The sequence below is a fragment of the Pantoea rodasii genome (assembly GCF_002095465.1).
GTDB lineage: Bacteria > Pseudomonadota > Gammaproteobacteria > Enterobacterales > Enterobacteriaceae > Pantoea > Pantoea rodasii.
Genome location: NZ_MLFP01000003.1, coordinates 22,672 through 41,378 on the forward strand (window position 1 = coordinate 22,672; position 18,707 = coordinate 41,378).

14 protein-coding genes and 3 pseudogenes are annotated in these 18,707 nt (G+C 54.5%); 6 read left to right on the forward strand and 11 right to left on the reverse strand.

The genetic code is table 11. The annotated features are described in order from the left end of the window. Nucleotides 1-9: 9 nt before the first annotated feature. Nucleotides 10-2,133 carry a TonB-dependent siderophore receptor gene (locus HA45_RS04640; RefSeq protein WP_205960982.1) on the reverse strand — a complete coding sequence of 708 codons (2,124 nt, stop codon included), beginning with the start codon at nt 2,131-2,133 and terminating at the stop codon, nt 10-12. A 510-nt stretch (nt 2,134-2,643) separates the two neighbouring features. On the opposite strand from HA45_RS04640, the gene HA45_RS04645 reads away from it, so the two are divergent. From HA45_RS04645 to fetB, 3 genes and pseudogenes are all read left to right on the forward strand, one after another. After that, complete coding sequence (locus HA45_RS04645; RefSeq protein WP_100704042.1) at nt 2,644-3,555, forward strand: MurR/RpiR family transcriptional regulator; 912 nt, start codon at nt 2,644-2,646, stop codon at nt 3,553-3,555. Nucleotides 3,556-3,583: 28 nt separating this feature from the next. Then, nucleotides 3,584-4,251, forward strand: a pseudogene (fetA, locus tag HA45_RS04650) (iron efflux ABC transporter ATP-binding subunit FetA). Then, the gene (gene fetB, locus HA45_RS04655) at nt 4,238-5,005 is read left to right on the forward strand and encodes an iron efflux ABC transporter permease subunit FetB (protein ID WP_100704040.1); all 768 of its coding nucleotides are present in this window, start codon (nt 4,238-4,240) and stop codon (nt 5,003-5,005) included. Before fetA ends, fetB begins: the two are co-directional and overlap by 14 nt. Before the next feature lie 30 nt (nt 5,006-5,035). Here fetB and HA45_RS04660 read toward each other — a convergent pair whose 3' ends face one another. The 10 genes and pseudogenes from HA45_RS04660 to HA45_RS04705 all read right to left on the reverse strand — a co-directional run bounded on the left by HA45_RS04660 (nt 5,036) and on the right by HA45_RS04705 (nt 15,571). Next, nucleotides 5,036-5,890 carry a VOC family protein gene (locus HA45_RS04660; RefSeq protein WP_100704039.1) on the reverse strand — a complete coding sequence of 285 codons (855 nt, stop codon included), beginning with the start codon at nt 5,888-5,890 and terminating at the stop codon, nt 5,036-5,038. A 23-nt stretch (nt 5,891-5,913) separates the two neighbouring features. Continuing rightward, the gene (locus HA45_RS04665) at nt 5,914-6,285 is read right to left on the reverse strand and encodes a peptidase dimerization domain-containing protein (RefSeq protein WP_240629291.1); all 372 of its coding nucleotides are present in this window, start codon (nt 6,283-6,285) and stop codon (nt 5,914-5,916) included. Between the two features lie 2 nt (nt 6,286-6,287). Next, a pseudogene (locus HA45_RS04670) lies at nt 6,288-7,390 on the reverse strand (alkylhydroperoxidase domain protein). A gap of 12 nt (nt 7,391-7,402) precedes the next feature. Further along, nucleotides 7,403-8,407 (reverse strand): putative FMN-dependent luciferase-like monooxygenase, encoded by a 1,005-nt coding sequence (locus HA45_RS04675; RefSeq protein WP_100704036.1) that lies wholly within the window; start codon nt 8,405-8,407, stop codon nt 7,403-7,405. Further along, nucleotides 8,404-10,013: pseudogene (locus HA45_RS04680) on the reverse strand (dipeptide ABC transporter ATP-binding protein). Before HA45_RS04680 ends, HA45_RS04675 begins: the two are co-directional and overlap by 4 nt. Next, the gene (locus HA45_RS04685; RefSeq protein ID WP_100704034.1) at nt 10,010-10,867 is read right to left on the reverse strand and encodes an ABC transporter permease; all 858 of its coding nucleotides are present in this window, start codon (nt 10,865-10,867) and stop codon (nt 10,010-10,012) included. The pseudogene HA45_RS04680 and the gene HA45_RS04685 overlap by 4 nt, the downstream one beginning before the upstream one ends. Further along, nucleotides 10,864-11,808, reverse strand: coding sequence for an ABC transporter permease (locus tag HA45_RS04690; RefSeq protein WP_205960984.1), 945 nt, complete (start codon nt 11,806-11,808; stop codon nt 10,864-10,866). The genes HA45_RS04685 and HA45_RS04690 overlap by 4 nt, the downstream gene beginning before the upstream one ends. Before the next feature lie 12 nt (nt 11,809-11,820). After that, the gene (locus tag HA45_RS04695) at nt 11,821-13,443 is read right to left on the reverse strand and encodes a TIGR04028 family ABC transporter substrate-binding protein (RefSeq protein WP_100704032.1); all 1,623 of its coding nucleotides are present in this window, start codon (nt 13,441-13,443) and stop codon (nt 11,821-11,823) included. 256 nt (nt 13,444-13,699) lie between these two features. After that, nucleotides 13,700-14,689 carry an aldo/keto reductase gene (locus HA45_RS04700; RefSeq protein ID WP_100704031.1) on the reverse strand — a complete coding sequence of 330 codons (990 nt, stop codon included), beginning with the start codon at nt 14,687-14,689 and terminating at the stop codon, nt 13,700-13,702. A 30-nt stretch (nt 14,690-14,719) separates the two neighbouring features. Then, nucleotides 14,720-15,571, reverse strand: coding sequence for an aldo/keto reductase (locus tag HA45_RS04705; RefSeq protein ID WP_100704030.1), 852 nt, complete (start codon nt 15,569-15,571; stop codon nt 14,720-14,722). A gap of 253 nt (nt 15,572-15,824) precedes the next feature. On the opposite strand from HA45_RS04705, the gene HA45_RS04710 reads away from it, so the two are divergent. The 3 genes from HA45_RS04710 to HA45_RS04720 all read left to right on the forward strand — a co-directional run bounded on the left by HA45_RS04710 (nt 15,825) and on the right by HA45_RS04720 (nt 18,701). Continuing rightward, the gene (locus HA45_RS04710; protein ID WP_100704029.1) at nt 15,825-16,718 is read left to right on the forward strand and encodes a LysR family transcriptional regulator; all 894 of its coding nucleotides are present in this window, start codon (nt 15,825-15,827) and stop codon (nt 16,716-16,718) included. A gap of 228 nt (nt 16,719-16,946) precedes the next feature. Continuing rightward, nucleotides 16,947-17,357 carry a (R)-mandelonitrile lyase gene (locus HA45_RS04715; protein WP_100704028.1) on the forward strand — a complete coding sequence of 137 codons (411 nt, stop codon included), beginning with the start codon at nt 16,947-16,949 and terminating at the stop codon, nt 17,355-17,357. A 348-nt stretch (nt 17,358-17,705) separates the two neighbouring features. Beyond that, nucleotides 17,706-18,701 (forward strand): MsnO8 family LLM class oxidoreductase, encoded by a 996-nt coding sequence (locus HA45_RS04720; protein ID WP_100704027.1) that lies wholly within the window; start codon nt 17,706-17,708, stop codon nt 18,699-18,701. Nucleotides 18,702-18,707 lie beyond the last annotated feature (6 nt).

Genomic DNA, 18,707 nt, shown 5'->3' on the forward strand with positions numbered 1-18,707 from the left:
CGCAGCAGATTAGAAGTCGACAGCGGCCTGTAAGTACATCACGCGTGGTTCACCTTCAATCACACGCAGGTTTCCGGCGCTGGATTCGTAGTATTCGCGGTTGAACAGGTTCTTCACGTTGAGCTTCAGTTGGGTGTGTTTACCGATCAACTGGCTATCCCAGGCGATAAAGGCATCGGCCACGGTATACGCAGGCATCACGAAGCTGTTTTCCGGATCGCCAGCACGGGTACCGACATAACGTCCACCGCCGCCGAGGCGCAGTTCACCCGGCAGCCACGAGAAGCGTAGGGTGTGGCTCAGATACAGGCTGCCCATATTAGTCGGTGCGTTGACCAGACGGTTGCCGACGTTGTCAGGGTTAACGTTGTCGGAAACAATCTCGGTTTTGTCGTAGCTGTAATTGGCGATCAGATTCCAGTCTGGCGCGAACTCCCCGTTGACCTCCAGCTCAGCACCGGTGGAGCGTGCTTTCGGGATGTTGCGCGTTACGCCGTTAATGAAGATCGACATGTCCTCTTCATCAATACGGTACAGCGCCAGCGTGGCCGCCAGATTGGACGCAACTTGCCACTTGGATCCGACTTCCCAGCTGGTGCCTTTCTCGGTAGACGCAACGTTGCCGTCATCATCGGTTTGGGTGGATGGCGTAAAGGATTTGCTGAAGCTGCCGTACAGCGAGACATCCGGCAGCACTTTGTACACCACGCCGAGCTGTGGCAGGAAAGCGTTGCCACGATCGTTGAGCGTGCTCTCTGGATCGATAAATCCGTTGCTGGAGGTTTGGGTATAGCGCTGGAAACGACCGCCCAGTACCGCGATCCATTTATCCGTCAGGTGGATGCTGTCTTTGGCAAATATCGAACGGCTATAAAGATTGGTGCGCAGGTTGCTCAAGGCATCGTTATAGGTGCTGTCGCTGACAATTGGCTCTTCGCCGTACACGGGATCGTACATATTGAAGGTGCGAGAAACGGTGCCGCGATAGGATCGCGCTTTGTAGGTTTCATTCTGCTCATAATCAACACCCACCAGAAGGTCATGCTGCATACCCGCAATAGTGGGTGAACCGCTGACATCCCAGGAGACATATTCGGTCTGATGGTTGAATCCGCGGTTGGCGTCAGCGCGGCGCGAGACAATGCCGGTGGTGGTATTGATGGCGGTGGCGCGCACTTCGTTACTGTCATAACGGCGCTGCATCCAGCCGTAGTTAAGATGCGTATCCCAGACGTCATTCAGGTTGTAACCGTAAGTGACGTTCAACCGTTTGTTTTTGCCCCAGGCATGGTTAGCACTGTCATCAAGGCGACGGTTATAGGGAATATCCACGGGTTTACCGCCGATAAATGCCGTGCCACGGTCGTAAGGCACATCGTATTTGTACTCGACGTAGCTAATGTTGAATGACGCGCGATCGCCGTACCAGCTTAATGACGGCGCCAGCAAGGTGTGCTCGTTAACGCCAAAATTGCGCCAGTAATCCTCGCGCTGGCGTTCTGCCACCATGCGGAAAGCAAAGCCGTTGCCGAGTGGCCCGGTGATGTCGACCATGCCAGTGCCGCCGCCGTAACTGCTGGATTCACCGCTGATGTGGGTGTTCCATTCGTATTGCGGCTTTTTGCTCACCAGATTGATGATACCGCCAGGATTAAGGATGCCGTACAGCAGCGATGACGATCCCTTCAGCACTTCAACATGATCGATGCTGGAGTCCATGGTCAAACCCTGGTTACTGCGCACGCCATCGATAAAAATTGAACCGTCAGTGTTTGAACCAAAACCGCGCTTCACAAAGCCATCTTCAGTGCCGCCAAGGGTATTGCCCTGTGTGACGCCGCTGACGAATTTCACCGCATCATTCAGGCTGGTGACCTGATAGTCCTTTATAACTTGTGGCGTCACCACGCTGATCGACTGCGGCGTTTCATTGCGTGGCGTGTTGGTGCGCAGTGTGGCGGCGGCATCATCCTGGTTATAACTGTTTGTCGAAGTGGACGGGGCAGCTGTGACCGTCAAGGTCGGGTCAGCACCGCTGGCGGCGTAACTGTACAGCAGTGTGGAAGCCAGTAATACCTGAGAGCCAGAGAGGGTATATTTTACCGCTGGAGAAAATAAGCAAAGATACTTCATTGATCTAAATCCGCATCAAAAAGGGAAATATTCAGAAGAGCGGATGGTAATGAGATTGATTTCTATTTACAACAAAATATTGACGGTCAGGCATCAGTTTATCTATTTATTTTTATATTTATCTACTCTTCAATCCGGCACGGAAACCCTATTCATTGCAACCTTAAAATTAAATGTAGTTTTTAAATAAATTGATTTTAAAAGATTTATTGTCGATATGTAGTAGTGATTGTAGTTTCAGGTCGAGTATTTATTTATCACTACATTTTGTCGATTGTCATATCAGGTTATCGTTGCCTGGTGATAAACACGGCCGTTTTGATTATTTTAATTAAATTAAGGTATTCTTAATTTTCAGGTTGATAATACCTTTTTAACTCATGAAATATCATCATGAGCGAGTCTGCATCGGCTTTGATTCTGCATGGGTTCTGGATTATCCTCGCATGACTTTGTCACGACGCAACCGTGCATTTGACCCAACTCACTCCTTTAAAGGTGTCCATTCCAGTGAGCGATACTGCACCGAAAACCAGCAAACGCCCTTATGATCTCTACGGCGAACGCTTTCATGCCTGTAAACATCAGCTCACGCCTCGCCTGTATAAAGTGGCGTACTACATTCAACAGCATCGGAGTGCGGTGCTGGATAAAACCGCGTTGGGCATCGCAATCGATACGCAAACCTCGGATGCTACGGTGATCCGTGCCATTCAGGCGCTGGGATTTTCCGGCTACCGCGATCTTAAAATTGTGACGGCAGAGTATCTGGGCGTGACGCAGCGCTCGCCGGCGCGCGTCGCCTCTACGGTCAATGCGTTGTCGCAAGACGCCAAAGGGAGCGTTGATTTCGTGCTGGATAGTTATCGCATGAGTTGCGATGTCCTGGCGACGTCAGCGAACAGAGAGGCGATTCAGCAGGCCATCGATTTATTGCAACAGGCGGATAGGGTGGCGATCTTTGGCATCGGTGCTTCAGCCATTCTTGCCGATTACACCGCGCGGCTGTTTAAACGTAACGGCACCGCGTCCTATGTGCTTAACCGCACCGGCATTGCCCTCAGCGAACAGATTGCCGAGATGCGCCATGCCGATGTACTGATTATGTTGGTGCAAAGCAGCGCACATCCTGAAGGATTGGTCACCGTGACTGAAGCACAGCGGCTGGGGATGAAAATCATTGTGCTCACCGGCGCGCCCGACAGTATTTTTGCCCAACGTTCAGATGTCACCATTGAGATCCCGCGTAGCCGCGAAACGGACAAAATGCCGGTGCATGCGACACCGATGATCTGTCTGGAGATTTTGGTGCTGGGGCTGGCTGCCACTGCGCCGGTCGCGACCATGAATAGCATGAGCAAGCTTTATGAAATCAGTAACGCGTTAACCCGTCCCGGCGCGCGAAAAACTCAAAAGTCCTGAGTCTCCCCACTTATTTTTGGAAGCCATCATGACCACCGATATTCCCCTGCTTGATGCTCAAGGGGTCACTTATGCCATGCAGGGTCAAACGCTCCTGGCGCCGGTTTCACTGCAACTGCATGCCGGTGATTTTCTCCTGCTGACCGGCCCCTCGGGCAGCGGTAAGAGTACGTTGTTAAAAATTCTGGCCTCATTACTGGCTCCGACTACCGGAACGATCCGCCTTGAGGGGCGTGATATCGCGACCTTGAAACCCGAACAGTATCGTCAACAGGTCTCTTACTGTTTTCAGACGCCGCAGCTGTTTGGTGACACGGTCTTCGACAATCTGGCACTGCCGTGGCAGATTCGCCAGCAGAAGCCAGCTCGCGACAAGCTGATCGCCTCGCTGGAGAGTGTTCATCTCAACGCGGACATGCTGGATAAACCGGTTGAACAGTTGTCCGGTGGTGAAAAACAGCGCGTCGGGCTGCTGCGAAACCTGCAATTCTCGCCGCAGGTGCTGCTACTGGATGAAGTCACCAGCGCGTTAGATGAGGAAAACAAAATCGCGATACAGGCGCTGATTCGTCAGTTAGTGGATCACCAGCGGATGGCGGTGGTGTGGATCAGTCATGATGTGAATGAGATCCAGCACGCCGAAAAGTGTTGCGGCTGGAGACACCGGAAAAAGGGGTGACCCATGAGCCAGCATAATATTAGCGATAACTCATTGTTGCTTTCACTGATGCTGGTGGTGATTGCACTGCTGATCAGTCAGAAAGAGAAGCTCGGCATGGGTAAGGACATCATCTGGAGCGTGTGCCGCGCCATCGTGCAACTGGTGATAGTGGGTTATGTACTTAAGTCGATCTTTGACATCAATAACCGCTGGCTGACCCTTTTAATGGTGCTATTTATCTGCGTGAATGCGGCACTGAATGCGCGTAAACGTAGCCGCAATATTGACCACGCGCTGATCATCTCTTTCGTGGCGATCGCCAGCGGCACCACGCTTACCCTGACGATTTTGTTGTTGAGCGGCGCTATAGAATTCATCCCGATGCAGGTGATCCCGATTTCCGGCATGATCGCGGGCAATGCGATGGTGGCAGTAGGGCTGTGCTACAGCAATCTTAACCAACGATTCAGCGATAACCGGCAGAAGATTTTGGAGATGCTGAGTTTAGGCGCCACGATAAAAATGGCCTCGGGTCGTCTGATTCGCGACAGCATTCGCGCGGCAATGATCCCGACGGTAGATGCGGCGAAAACCGTGGGACTTGTCAGTTTGCCAGGCATGATGTCAGGATTGATTTTTGCCGGTATCGATCCGGTAAAAGCGATCAAATATCAGATTATGGTCACTTTTATGCTGATCGGCACCGCCAGCCTCTCGACGATTATTGCTGCGTATTTATCGTATCGTCGTTTCTACACCGCGCGAGCACAGCTCAAAAGCGCAATTTAAAGGGTGCGGCCCCTGGGCCGCCCGCAAAACTCAAGCTGACTGCTGAAACCGCAGCGCCACGCCAAACGCATGTTCAGCGCTGACGATAAGGGCAGCATCCTCTTCATGAAACGGGATATCACCCAGTAACAAACTGGCCTTCACCTTGCGCAGGTCTGTACTACGCAAGCTCAATGCCGCCATGCGTGCACTGCCGTTGTAATCGAGCGGTAAGCCAGCGAAACGTTGCGTGACATACTCTGCGGCCGCAAAACGCACGGTCGCCACGCCGGTTTTTAATACAAATGCACCTTCCTGGCAGGCGGTGAGCTTATCCCCGCCGAAAAGTCGACTGTAAGGCTGCGCCGCTGCCGCAGGATCCTGCGCCACCACCACAAACTCGACAATGTCGGTCACGCCGTTGGGATGCTGACGCCATGCATCCTGCCACACCGCTTGAGGTGTTTCGTGCTGGCAGAAGAAACTGCGGCCATTTGGCACCAGCGCAGGCCGTAACTGTACGGTGCGGAAACGCGCCTGATCTTCGGTGCCATCCGGTAACTGTACCGGACGGAAGAAGCTGGCCGGCAGATCGCCATCAATGTCCTGGCTCTCCAGATAACGCCATACCGCATCGGCATCGTCAGTCTTCCATACCAAACCGCTTAGGCCAATCGGTGACTGCCAAACATCATGGCGCAGATTGGCACGCCCCGCTTCAAAGCCCAGCAACTCAAGGTAGTTATCACCAAACACCGCCAGATGGTTACTGGAGCCGAGTGAATGATGGCCGCGTTCAGTAAGCTGAAACCCTAATCGGCGAAACAGCGCACTGGCGTCATCCAACTGATCTGCCACATTGATCACCACATGATCAAGACGGGGAGCCGGTACTGAAATCGCCATCGCTTTCCTCCTTGCTCTCATTGTCACAGCGCCCATGCTGGCGCGCCCGGTTCGGTTGCTGACAGGGGTTGCCAGTTGACGTGCGTTTCGGCACCAAAACCAGCGGCGATGCCGGCAATCAGGGTGGTGATTTGTGCATCGGTGTACTGATCCTGACTGCGAACAATGCCTTCTATTTCCGCCGTCTGAGGTAGCACATTCCAACTGTTACCGGCGGTGATGCGCGTGACGCCCAGCGTCCATTGTCGATGTCGCCCCGGCAGCGCATACAGTGCGGAAATGATATGGCTGCCGATTACAATCACATCAATACCCTCATGTGGCCGTGCGGCGTGCGCGCCTTTTCCGGTCAGGGTGATATGAAAACGCTGTGCGGGAAGTGTTTTACCAGTCATGGTCATCCTTGTGATTGTTCGGGTAAAAAAGGTTCGCCCAGCGTCAGCATCAAGCGGTTTGCCCAGGCAAAGAACGCGGCGGACTGGATCACATCCAGCAGTTCCAGTGTGGTGAAGCCTGATCGCGCAACCTTTGCACCTGCTGCAGGCTCGCGGCTGCGGGGGTGATGGAAAGCGTCGCGACCAGATCAATCATTGCCGCCCAGCGTGGTGATTGGCCGTGTGCCAGCTCTGCGCCCGGTGCAACGTTGAGTAACTTCTGCACCGCTGGCTCATCCTTAGACAGCTGGCTGGCTTTACGCGCATGGACAGAGGCGCAATAGATGCAGCCATTCACCTTGCTGACCACCGTGGCGGCCAGTTCACGTTCCGCGCGAGATAATCCGCCAGAGGTGTAGAAGATGCCTTTGTCGGTGAGGGTACGTTGTTCCAGTAACGGCAAATTGCGCGCCAGCAAACGGAAGTAGTCGGAGTCGCTGTGACCATTCTTCTTCAGGGTAGCCTGTTCATCTGCTGTGAATTCATTAAGCGGTTTGGCCGCCAGCCAGGCTTCCCAGCCTAACTCTTGCTGCGTGAAGGCGGTGAGCGCGGTTTGACCACTCAGCGTACGTGGCGCGTCGTGCCATGTGCCTGCCACGGCGTGCGTCTGCGTGGCAGTTTCTTCTCCGGACAGTAAACGCAGGCCAGTTAACAGACGACTCTGGAAACTAACAAAGGCGATGAGTTGCGCGAGGGTTACGATGCCGCGAGGTGTCCATCCTGCCTGTTGAAGGCGTTCAATATGCTGCGGCGTCGCATCGACGGGGTGCAGGCTTAACAGCTCAGCAAAAGCGTGGCCGCTGGCGACACGCGCATCCGGCGTGGTGGTCGTCACCTGTTGTTGATAGTGGGCTTGTAAGCGGGTGGCGCCGTGCCAGCCGGCAATCAGTGCGGCTAAGGCAAAGCGAGATGGCAAAGGCAAGTCGGAATCATCCTGACTAAAGAGCACCTCGTAGCTGCCCTGCGTATGTTGCGTGGCGGCGTGGCGTTCAGCACGCGCCTGGGCCAATTCTGAAGCGGGATCGATGTCCGCTAATGCAGAGAGTAAATCAACGGGTTGAGACATCATGTTCTCCTGTTAAACGTTACCCAGAGCGCGCAGCTCAGGGGCGATATGGTCAGCGATTAATTCAATGGAACGCAGAATGTCAGCGTGTGGCGGATCGATCGAGTGCACCTGGAAAGTGATATCGGTGACGCGTTGCAAGGTGGAGTCCGCGCGCAATGACGCCAACACCGCAGGCGCATCACCAAAGTGCGCATCAAGCTGGCGCGCATGGCTTTCCAGCGTATGGCCTGTGATAACGTGGCCAGCAGCCTGGAACTGTTCAGCCTGACGCTGCAATCCCGGCTCCGCGAGGCGGCGCGCATAATCATTCGAATCAGCGACAAACGCGGTGCGCGAGGCGAGAATGCGCGGGGCAATATCAGCCGGTAGCGCGGCCAGATAGGCATCGATCATCGGATTTTGAATGGCATCCAGCGGTAAATCAGGCTGGCCCGGCGGACGTGACTGCGTGCGAGACAACATCAAACCATGGCCAGCGGCACCCGCACGTGTGGCACCTTCAACCGAGAATGTGGCGATCCACACGCGCTGTGCCAGCGTTGGGGCGGGCGGATAAAGATGATTATCCGGGTGCGCAAGCGTATCGCCGCGCCAGGCGCTGAGCAGCGTGTGCAACTGGTCGGCAAACACGCTGGCGCGTTGATCGATGGTTAAGCCAAAGGGCAGAAAAGAGGTTTGCGTGCCGCCCGATCCCAGCCCGACCTCCAGCCTTTCATGGCTAAGCAGATCCAGTACGGCGGCATCCTCCGCCACGCGCAGCGCGTTTTCCATAGCCAGCGTGATGATACCGGTGCCGAGACGAATCGTGCGGGTCTGCGCAGCCACGTGGGCGAGGAAAACCAGCGGAGAAGGTAAACCGCCTTCCTTCTCATGAAAATGATGTTGGGCGATCCAGGCGCTGTCGAATCCCAGACGTTCGGCGTGCTGAATCTGTTCGGTCGCGAGGCGATAGCGCTCTTTCGCTGACACTTCATCCAGCAGGCGGGTGAAAAACCCAATGCGTTTACGCGTCATGCTGACTCCTTGATCGGCGGACGGATAGCGGGAATAGCCTCAATCAGCGCTCGGGTGTAAGGATGCTGAGGGGCGCTAAATAAGGTGACGGTGTCACCTTGTTCGACCACTTCGCCAGCGCGTAGAACGGTGACGCTGTGCGCGATGCGGCGCACCGTGGCGAGATCGTGGGTGATAAACAGATAGGTCAATCCCAGCTCTTGTTGCAGCTGTTGCAATAGCTGCAAGATCTGCGCCTGTACGGTAACGTCCAGCGCCGAGGTGGCTTCATCCAGCACTAAAATCGACGGTTGCAGGATCAGTGCGCGGGCTATCGCCACGCGCTGGCGTTGACCCCCAGAGAGTTCACGCGGCTTGCGTGTGAGTAATTCCACGGGCAATGCCACGCGCTGAGCCACGGCTTCAACCCGCTGGCGGCGCACATCGGTACTGAGTTTTTCAAAATTGCGCAGCGGCTCTTCAATGATGGCGAACAGTGTCTGGCGCGGATCCAGTGATGCAAACGGATTCTGGTACACGAACTGGATCTTGCGTCGGAGTTGGCGCAGGGCTTCACCGCGCAGCGCACTGGCATCAATGCCATCGATCACCACGCGTCCGCTGTCAGCCTGTTCAAATCCCAGTAGAATCCGCGCCAGCGTGGTTTTACCGGAACCGGATTCACCCACCAGCGCGTGCGTGGTGCCGCGTGCCACCGTCAGGCTGACCTGTTTGGCGACCTGCAGCAGCTGCTGTTTCCCGAGCGAGAACTGCTTGTTGATGGCAGCAAGCTGGATCGCCGGGGTCGAGAATTTTGCCTGGGGCGGGATCGACAGCGCCGTGGAGTCAGGCGAGGCATCCTGCAGCAGCTGCTGTGTATAAGGATGTTGCGGCGCGTTAAACACCTGTGCGGCTGGACCCTGTTCCTGAATCTCTCCGTGACGAAAGACCAGAAGCCGGTCGGCGCGTTCGGCCGCCAACCCCAGATCGTGCGTGACAAACAGCACGGCGGTCCCTGATTCACGGCGCAGCATATCCAGCAGATCCAGAATGCGCTTCTGCACCGTGACATCCAGTGCGCTGGTCGGCTCATCCGCGATGATAATTTGCGGACGCAAGGCGAGGGCGATAGCAATCAACACCCGCTGCTTCATGCCGCCAGAAAGCTGATGTGGATACTGCGTCAGTCGCTGTTGCGGATGGCTCAGTCCAACTTTTTCCAGCAGTTCCAGCACGCGCTGCTGGCGTTCAGACTTGCTGATTTTCTGATGCAGTTGCAGCATTTCACCCACCTGATCGCCGATGGTTTTACCGGGTTGAGTGAGTTGCCGGGATCCTGTGGTACCAGACTGATACTGACGCCGCGCAGGCCGTCCATGCGCCTCGCCGACCAGTTGGCAATGTCGGTGCCGTTTAATACGATCTTGCCGCTGTCGCGGCGACCATTTTCGGCCAGCAGGCCAATAATCGCCTGTGCAGTGGTGGTTTTACCGGAGCCGGATTCACCCACTAATGCCACCATTTCACCCGGCTGCAAAGTGAAGCTCACGTTGTGCACCACTTCACGCCACTGCCCGCGCTGTTGATAGCTGAGGGTAAGATTTTCTATTGCGAGTAATGCACTCATGCGTCACCTCCAGCAATCTGTTGGCTAATACGATTCGCGGCCAGCACCACGGCCACCACCACGACGCCAGGGAAAGTGGTCAGCCACCAGGCGGTTGCCAGATAGTTACGCCCCTCAGCAATCAGTAATCCCCATTCTGGCGTGGGTGGCGGTGTGCCATAACCCAGGAAACTCAGGGTGGAAAGCGCCAGAATCGCCTGGCCAAACTGCAGTGCGGCGAAGGCAATCACTGCCGTCAGCGAGTTGGGTAAGATGTGTCGCCACAGCACGTGCCAAAAACTGCCGCCGCTGCCATAGGCCGCTTCGACATATTCACTGCGACGCACGCGCACCACTTCGCCACGCGCAAGGCGGGCAAAGCTGGCAATGGAGGCAATCCCCACGGCCAGCGCGGCATGCACCGTGCCAAATCCCAGCAGAATCAGTACGCTAAGTGACAGCAGCAGTGATGGAATCGAGAGCAGCACATCAACAAGGCGCATCAGGGTGTTTTCCGTGCGTCCGCCTACGGCACCCGCTAATACGCCGAGAGCGGTGCCGCCAATCAGGCCCATCGCCACGGCGGCAAACGCGGCTGCCAGCGACTGTGATGCGCCGTAAACAATGCGGGTAAACAGATCGCGGCCGAGTTGATCGGTCCCGAGCCAATACGCGGCCTGTGGCGCTAAACGTTGCGCGCCGGGGACTCCTTGTGTCGGGCTGTAATGGGTCAATAATCCCGGCGCGAATGCGGCCAGCAGGGCCAGCAGCATCACGGCCCAGGCCAGCCAAAGTCCGGGCTGGATCTGCAAGTGGCGTTGCGGACGTGGGGTGGCACCGCGCTGGCGGGCGGTGGCGTAATCGACGAGGCTCATCGGTTTCCTCCGGCGATAGGTTGCAGACGGGGATCGAACAGTGGCATCAGCACATCGACCAGCAGATTAATCAGTACAAAGGCCAGTGCAGAGATCATCACCACCGCTTGCAGCACGGCGACATCCTGATTATTGACCGCCTGCTGCGTCAGTTGGCCGATGCCGCTGAGCCCAAATACGGTTTCAGTGATCAGCGCGCCGGCGATCAACTCGCCCAACAGCAGACCGGCTACGTTAAGTACCGGCAGCAGCGCATTGCGCATCACGTGTCGCCACAGCACGCGACTGGCGCTGGCGCCTTTGGCCCGTGCGACGGCTACAAACGGCTGTGTCGAGATTTGATCGATACTGCGCAACAGAATTTGTGCCAGCGGCGCGGAGATCGGGATCGCCACCGTGACCACCGGCAGGATTAACCCCTGCAACGGCGACGGATTGATCACCGGTATCCAGCGCAGCTGGAAGGAGAACAGCTGAATTAACGCGATGCCGAGCCAGAAGGTCGGCAGCGAGATAAACAGCGCAGGAACGGATTGCAGCAACGAACGCAGCATACGCAGCGCGGGTAGCCGGGACAGTGCCGCCAGCGTAAAGGCCAGTAATGTGGCCAGCGCAAAGCCCAGCAGTGCCAATTGCAGCGTGGCGGGCAGGTTGCTGATCAACAGATCGCTCACTGACACACCGGCCTGCACCGAATAGCCAAAATCACCATGTAGCATCGCCAGCAGCGTATGGAAATATTGCTGCCACAGGGGATTATCCGCGCCATAGGCCAGCCGCATCTCAGCGATCTGATCCGGGCTCAAGCCCAGATCCGGATTCTGAAACTTAATCAACACCGCATCGCCCGGCAGCACCTGCAGCAGTAAGAACGACAGGGTAAACGCGGCCCACAATACCAGCACGCTTTGACCCACTCTTCGCAGCAGAGAACGTTGCATCATCAGCCTGCCTTAGTGTTTTTCCAGCCACGCGCCGTAGAACGAAGGACGACCCACCGCTTCAAAGCTCACGCCTTTAAACCATGGAGCCCCCGCGAACACCTGCGGCTCTTCAAAGATCGGGATCACGTAAGCCTGATCGAGCAGATAGCGTTGGGCATCGCCGGTCAGGGCGAGGCGTTTAGCCGGATCCACTTCCGCTGAGATATCCACCAGCAGCGCATTCAGCTTATCGTCGCGGAAGTTTTGCACCTTGTCGCTGGAGCCGCCTTTTTGCAGCAGTACGTTGCGGTTGGTGGGGTAGAAACTGCTTTTGATCACATCGGGATCGGCGCGGCCCACTTCCGTGACGTTAAGCGGCGTTTTCAGCGGATCAAGATTATCCAGCGTGGCGCTGCCCGCATCACCGGCTTTCACCGTTAAGGCGACACCCACCTGACGCCACTGTTGCGCCACCAGTTGCAGCACCTCTTTGTTTTGCGGCTGTGGCACGGATTCGTAGATGGCGAGGGCGAGTTTTTTACCCTCTTTCTCACGGATGCCGTCGCTACCGACCTTCCAGCCCGCTTCATCAAGCAGCTGTTTTGCCAGGGTTGGGTCGTACTTCAACTTGTCGGCGAGATTGACGTAACCGGCTGCCGAATTGGCGATAACCGATGTGGCCTGCGGATAGTTAGGCGAGAACAGTGTCTGCACCACTTGCTGCGCGTTAGTGGCGTGCAACAGCGCCTGGCGCACCTTCAGGTCACTGACCAGCGGATTATCAGGACGGAAGCTGATGCTGTCATTCACACCGCGCGTGGGTGCGGCGTAAATCGGGAAGTTTTGCTGCTGCGCCTGTTTTTCGTCATAGGCCTGCACCTGACGGATAAAGTCCGCCTGGCCTGCCAGCAGGGCACCGATACGCACGCTGTCTTCCGGCGTGACGATAATCTTGATGCCATCGAGATTAGCTGGGCCTTGTTGAGCGATATTTTTCGGGCCCCACTGATAATCTTTACGCGCGGTGAGATCGACTTCACGCCCGAGTTTTTCATCACTGACCACAAACGGACCGGAGCCAATAATATGGCGCGCGTCACCCAGTTGATCGAGGCTACGTTGCAGGGTACTAAGAGAGACTAATCCGGAACCGATGGTTGCGGTGCCCTGCAAAAATCCCGGAGACGGTTTTTTGAAATAGAATTTCACCGTCAGGGGATCGACAACTTCGCTGTGATCGTAGTTATTAATCACTTCCGAAACCGGCAAGCGCAGGGCTTTATTACCGAGGCCGTAGGTATCAAAGTTTTTGGCTACTGCGTTGGCATCGAGCGGCGTGCCATCGGAGAATGTCACGCCCGGCCGAATCTTAAAGGTGTACTCGGTTTTATCGGCGTTGCTGCTCCAGCTTTCGGCCACCCAGGGTTCCACCTGCAGCGTTTTCGGATTTTGCCACGTCAGTTTATCGGTGATCTGGTTGAGAATGCCGCCGTTCGGGTAGAAACCACCGGCAGGCGGATAGAGGTTGGTATGCGGTTGCTGCTCAAGATACACCAGCGTGCCACCCTTGACCGGAGTGTCCGCCGCGTGCGCGCTAAATATCCCTGTCAGCAGGGCTAAGCTCAATGCCTGCAAGTGAAAATGCTTACTCATGGTGAATTCCTTATGATTCAATAGCCCGACGGGCGGATTTCATCATCAAATGCCGCACTCGCGAGTAGAACCAAGGAATTGCACTAAGCTTTTGCGAAAAAAATAAATAGCCGTAAATTAATCCCACATTATTTTGTGGAAACCATCAAATATTGGCATTGTTTTGCGTAAACGATCAATATTGTTGAGACGGGATGTGGGCGCACCAGGATGCGCCCCTTACGCTATATATAGGAAAGATTTAATAACCTCAGCTTTATCGGCCGACGCGAGCTTGCATGGCTTCGGGATAACGTGCGCCAATAATATCGATGGCCTGCAGGGCGACCGTAATCTTATTAATTTCATTTTGGTTTAATGAAATAGGGGCGGCGGCGAGATTCTCGGCCAGACGATGCAATTTTGTCGTTCCGGGAATAGGCACAATCCATGGTTTTTGCGCCAGCAACCAGGCAAGCGCAATTTGCGCAGGCGTCACGCCATTTTCACTCGCGATACTTTGTACCAACGTCACCAGTTGCAGGTTGGCTTCCCTGGCCTCGGCCGCAAATCGCGGCACTTTGCTGCGGAAGTCATCGTCACCAAATGTCATTTGCGCATCGATGGTGCCGGTCAGAAAACCTTTACCGAGAGGGGAGAAGGGTACAAAACCAATGCCTAACTCTTCAAGCAGAGGCAGGATTTTTTCTTCCGGCTCGCGCCACCACATCGAGTATTCGCTTTGTAACGCGGTCACCGGTTGAATGGCATGCGCACGCTTAATGGTCTCGGGACCGGCTTCAGATAAGCCAAAGTGTTTTACTTTCCCTTCAGCGATCAGATCTTTAATCGTGCCCGCGACGTCCTCAATTGGCACCTCAGGATCAACCCGATGTTGATAATACAGGTCAATCACATCGGTTTTCAGGCGCTTTAATGAGCCTTCGATGGCATGGCGAATATGATCCGGTCGGCTGTTGAGGTTCTGCTGCTTATTATCATCGCCAAAGGTGAAGCCAAACTTGGTGGCAATCACGACTTTGTCGCGATACGGGGCTAGCGCTTCACCCACCACCTCTTCATTGAGGTAAGGACCATAAACTTCCGCCGTATCAAAAAACGTCACGCCCTTTTCGTAGGCGCTGCGTATCAGTTCAATGGCATGCTGCTTACTGACTGCAGGTCCATAACCGAAGCTCAGTCCCATACAGCCAAGGCCAATAGCTGAGACCTCAAGTTTTGCGTTGCCCAGAAATCGAGTTTGCATGTGTTACTCCTTCAGGTTGTTTTGAGCGGATTAAACGTCGAGTTTTCGACCGGTCAGCCACTCCACCATGGCCGGATCGCGATGCGAGAAGAAGGCGCTGGTTGCGGTATCCAACGCGGTAATGCGGCCCATTTCATCGCTACTTAATTCAAAATCGAGCACGTTGATATTTTCTGCCATGCGCGCTTTGCGCACTGATTTTGCGAGAGAGACCACGCCACGCTGGAAGATCCAACGCAACACCACCTGGCCCACACTTTTGCCATGCTTTTCGCCTATCGCAGCCAAAACCGGATGCTGGAACAAACCGTTTTTACCTTCGGCAAAGGGCGCCCATGCTTCTGGCTGGATGTTTCGACTCTTCATCCACGGCACGGCCTGCAGTTGCTGCTGGAAGGGATTCACTTCAATCTGATTTACGGCGGGCACAACCTTGTTAAAGGCGATGAGATCGGCCAGGCGATCGGGCTGGAAGTTGCTGACGCCAATGGCTTTAATTTTGCCGGCTTCGTACAGTTTTTCCATCGCACGCCACGCGCCATGTACATCGCCGTACGGTTGGTGGATCAGATAAAGATCGACATAGTCCATCTGCAGTCGATTCAAGGAGCGTTCAAACTGTGCTTTTGCGCCTTCATAGTTTGTATCCTGTAGCCACAATTTGGTGGTGACAAACAACTCGTCGCGCGCAACACCGCTTTGCTGTAGTGCATTACCAACCTGTGTTTCGTTTTGATAAGAGGCCGCTGTGTCGATCAGGCGATAGCCGGTTTCGATAGCATCAATCACTGCGCGTTCGCACTCGGTGGCATCCGTCATCTGAAAAACGCCAAAGCCCAGCAGGGGCATGTCGAAACCGTTATTTAGTTTTATACCTGGCATGAAGATATCCTTGCGTGAGTTTTAGAGAGCATAACGTCAGGAGATTGATTTGATTAGACCCAGTAATCAGCTAGGGTTTATTAGCTCGGCTCATTAATAATGCATCGTAAAGTGAACCCGTCCGTTAGGCAGATGCTAAAGAGTAATGCGCGTAAATTGAAGGCCTGCGTTGACGTGCGTGAGATGAGACAACGCTTAAGTACAGTTTGTTTGTGATAGCTTCAGTAGACCTGGACGGAGAAGTGAGTAGGCGATGTTAAGAGAAAATTTCAGCGATTTAGTGTATCTGGTGATGGTCGCTCAGGAACGCAGTTTTACCCGTGCCGCCGCCAGGTTGGGTGTCTCTCAATCCGCGCTAAGCCATGCCGTGCGCGGTCTTGAAGAGCGGCTTAATACGCGACTGTTGACGCGCACCACCCGCAGCGTGGCACCCACCGAAGCCGGTGAACAGCTTATACAGAATATCGCGCCCTTGATGTCAGATATTGAAAAAGCGCTGGTGGCATTGACTGAACACCAGACGCGGACTTCGGGCAATATCCGCATTACCGCCGGGGAACATGCGCTGCACTCCACGCTATGGCCATTAATCAAGCCATACCTCCAGGAATATCCTGACGTGAATATTGAACTCTCCGTCGATAACACGCTAACCGACATCGTTAGCGGTCGTTTTGATGCGGGGGTGAGATTAGGTGAGCAGGTGGAAAAAGATATGGTGGCGGTGCGCATCGGCCCAGACTGGAGAATGCTGGTGGTTGCCACCCCCGAGTATTTTAGACATCACGGCATTCCTGAAACACCCTACGAGTTGCAGCATCACAACTGTATCAATATGCGTTTGCCGACATTGGGTGGATTGTATAACTGGGAATTCACCAAAGATAAAAAAGAGATTCGCGTTAAGGTTGAAGGTCAGCTCATTTTCAATAACCTCAGCTCGCGTATTGAAGCAGCACTTAGCGGCATGGGGATTTTGTATGCCCCTGAAGATTCTGTACAGAAATATATCGATGAAGGTCTGCTGCAGTGCGTATTGATCGACTGGTGTGAACCCTTTAGTGGTTACTATTTGTATTATCCCAGCCGCAAGCAGCATACAGCGGCGTTCTCTAAATTGATTGAAGCGGTGCGCTATCAAGCCTGATCAACTGATAGCGTCTATTAGTGAATTTTGTTCATAAACCCATCCTGATTTCACTACCTTATCAATCAATCCTCAGGGTCCTACACTTTTACCTGCAATCAATGTGGCCGCCCGTTCCAGAGCGGTCATCACCCGAACCTGAAGTACGGAGCCCAGATATTGAGAATTGCTGCTGCACTCATACTGGCGTTATCTGTCTCAGCTGTTTCTGCAAAGGAGAACACATCGATGATCACTGTTTGGCAAAGTGGTGAAAAACCTTCTGTAAAAGGCAACTCAGAGTATTTCACCGGTACGGTGCGTATTGATGCGCCGTTTCAGGGAAGCGAACCTGCACGTATTGGCGGCGCGACCGTGACCTTTGAACCCTCCGCGCGCACGGCATGGCATACCCATCCGCTCGGGCAAACGCTGATTGTGACCGCCGGTCTGGGGCGTGTGCAGGAGTGGGGCGGTGAAGCACGTGATATCCGACCGGGCGATATCGTGTGGATCCCCGCAGGCGTGAAACATTGGCATGGCGCCGCACCGGAAAACAGCATGTCGCACATTGCTATCGCTGAAGCTGAAAACGGCAAGGTGGTTGAGTGGCTGGAGAAAGTCAGCGATGAAGAGTACGAGGCCGCTAAAACGGCGTAAGCATACGCATCAGCTAAGAGAATGGGGCTGAGATAAGAATGTCACCGTGCCGGAATTCAAACCGGTGCGGTTCACGCCATTTAATAACCCTTTAAAATGCATTTTTGTGTAGGCTTATATTCATTTTTGCAAACCATTCCCAATTAGTTTCTGATGTGCACTTAACCCTATAAATTATCATTGATAATTAAATAACCTTCTGTTTTATCGCTACTATTTAACTTTTGTTATCTCGTAATATCTCAATATGCATTAATTAATAATGCATACGACAATAATATGTTTTACCCATTACCCGCCGCCATCACACACTGCTCGCCATAATCATTGAGAAAAAGGATTTGGCGTATGTCATATCGACTGAGCTTGTTAGATAAATCGCCGATAGCCGATGGAGAGAGCGCTTCGCATGCCCTGCATCGCACGTTACAGCTGGCGCAGCAGGCTGAAGGCTGGGGCTATCACCGTTTCTGGCTGGCAGAGCATCACAATACTGACCGCCTGGCGAGCCCCTCTCCTGAACTGCTGATTGCGTGGATCATTGGCCAGACACAGCATATTCGCGTCGGGTCCGGTGGCGTGATGTTGCAACACTACAGTCCTTATAAAGTCGCCGAAAACTTCAACCTGTTAGCTTCACTCGCGCCAGGCCGTATCGATCTCGGTGTGGGTAAAGCGCCAGGTGGCTTACCGCTCTCCACCCGCGCCTTACAGCAAGGTATTCATCAGGACGAGAAGGGCAACTTTGCTGAACAACTGTCACTGCTGGATAGCTGGCTTAATGTCCCACCGGTCGGAGATGAAGAGATTCTGCGCGCCACGCCGCAGCCGCCACGTCCGGCAAACCGATTCCTGCTGGGTGCCAGTGAGCAAAGTGCCCGACTGGCAGCAGAACTGGGCTGGCAACTGGTGTTTGCTGCACATCACAATGGCGATCCGCTGTTGATGGAACAAGTGCTTAATAGTTATCGCCAACATAGCAACGGCAAGCAGGCGCTGGTGGCCGTGCAGGTGGTGGTCGCCGATTCACCCGCTGAAGCTGACTTGCTGGTGGATAATCTGCGCGTCTATCACGTCAATGTGAAAGACGGTCCGAGCGTCAACGTGGGCAGCGTTGAGCAAGCTGAACGTTACGTGCGTCAGGGCGGTTACACCGATTATGTCATTGAGCCGCGCACGCCATCGTTGCTAAAAGGCACTGCCGCACAGGTGCACGCCAAACTGGACGCTCTGCACCAGAATTTTGGCATTGAAGAGTTTGTGATTGATACCCCGATTGCCGAGGAGCAGGCGCGAGTGAAGTCTCTCGAACTGCTGGCAACTCATCGACTGGTTGCGGCGTAATCCGGA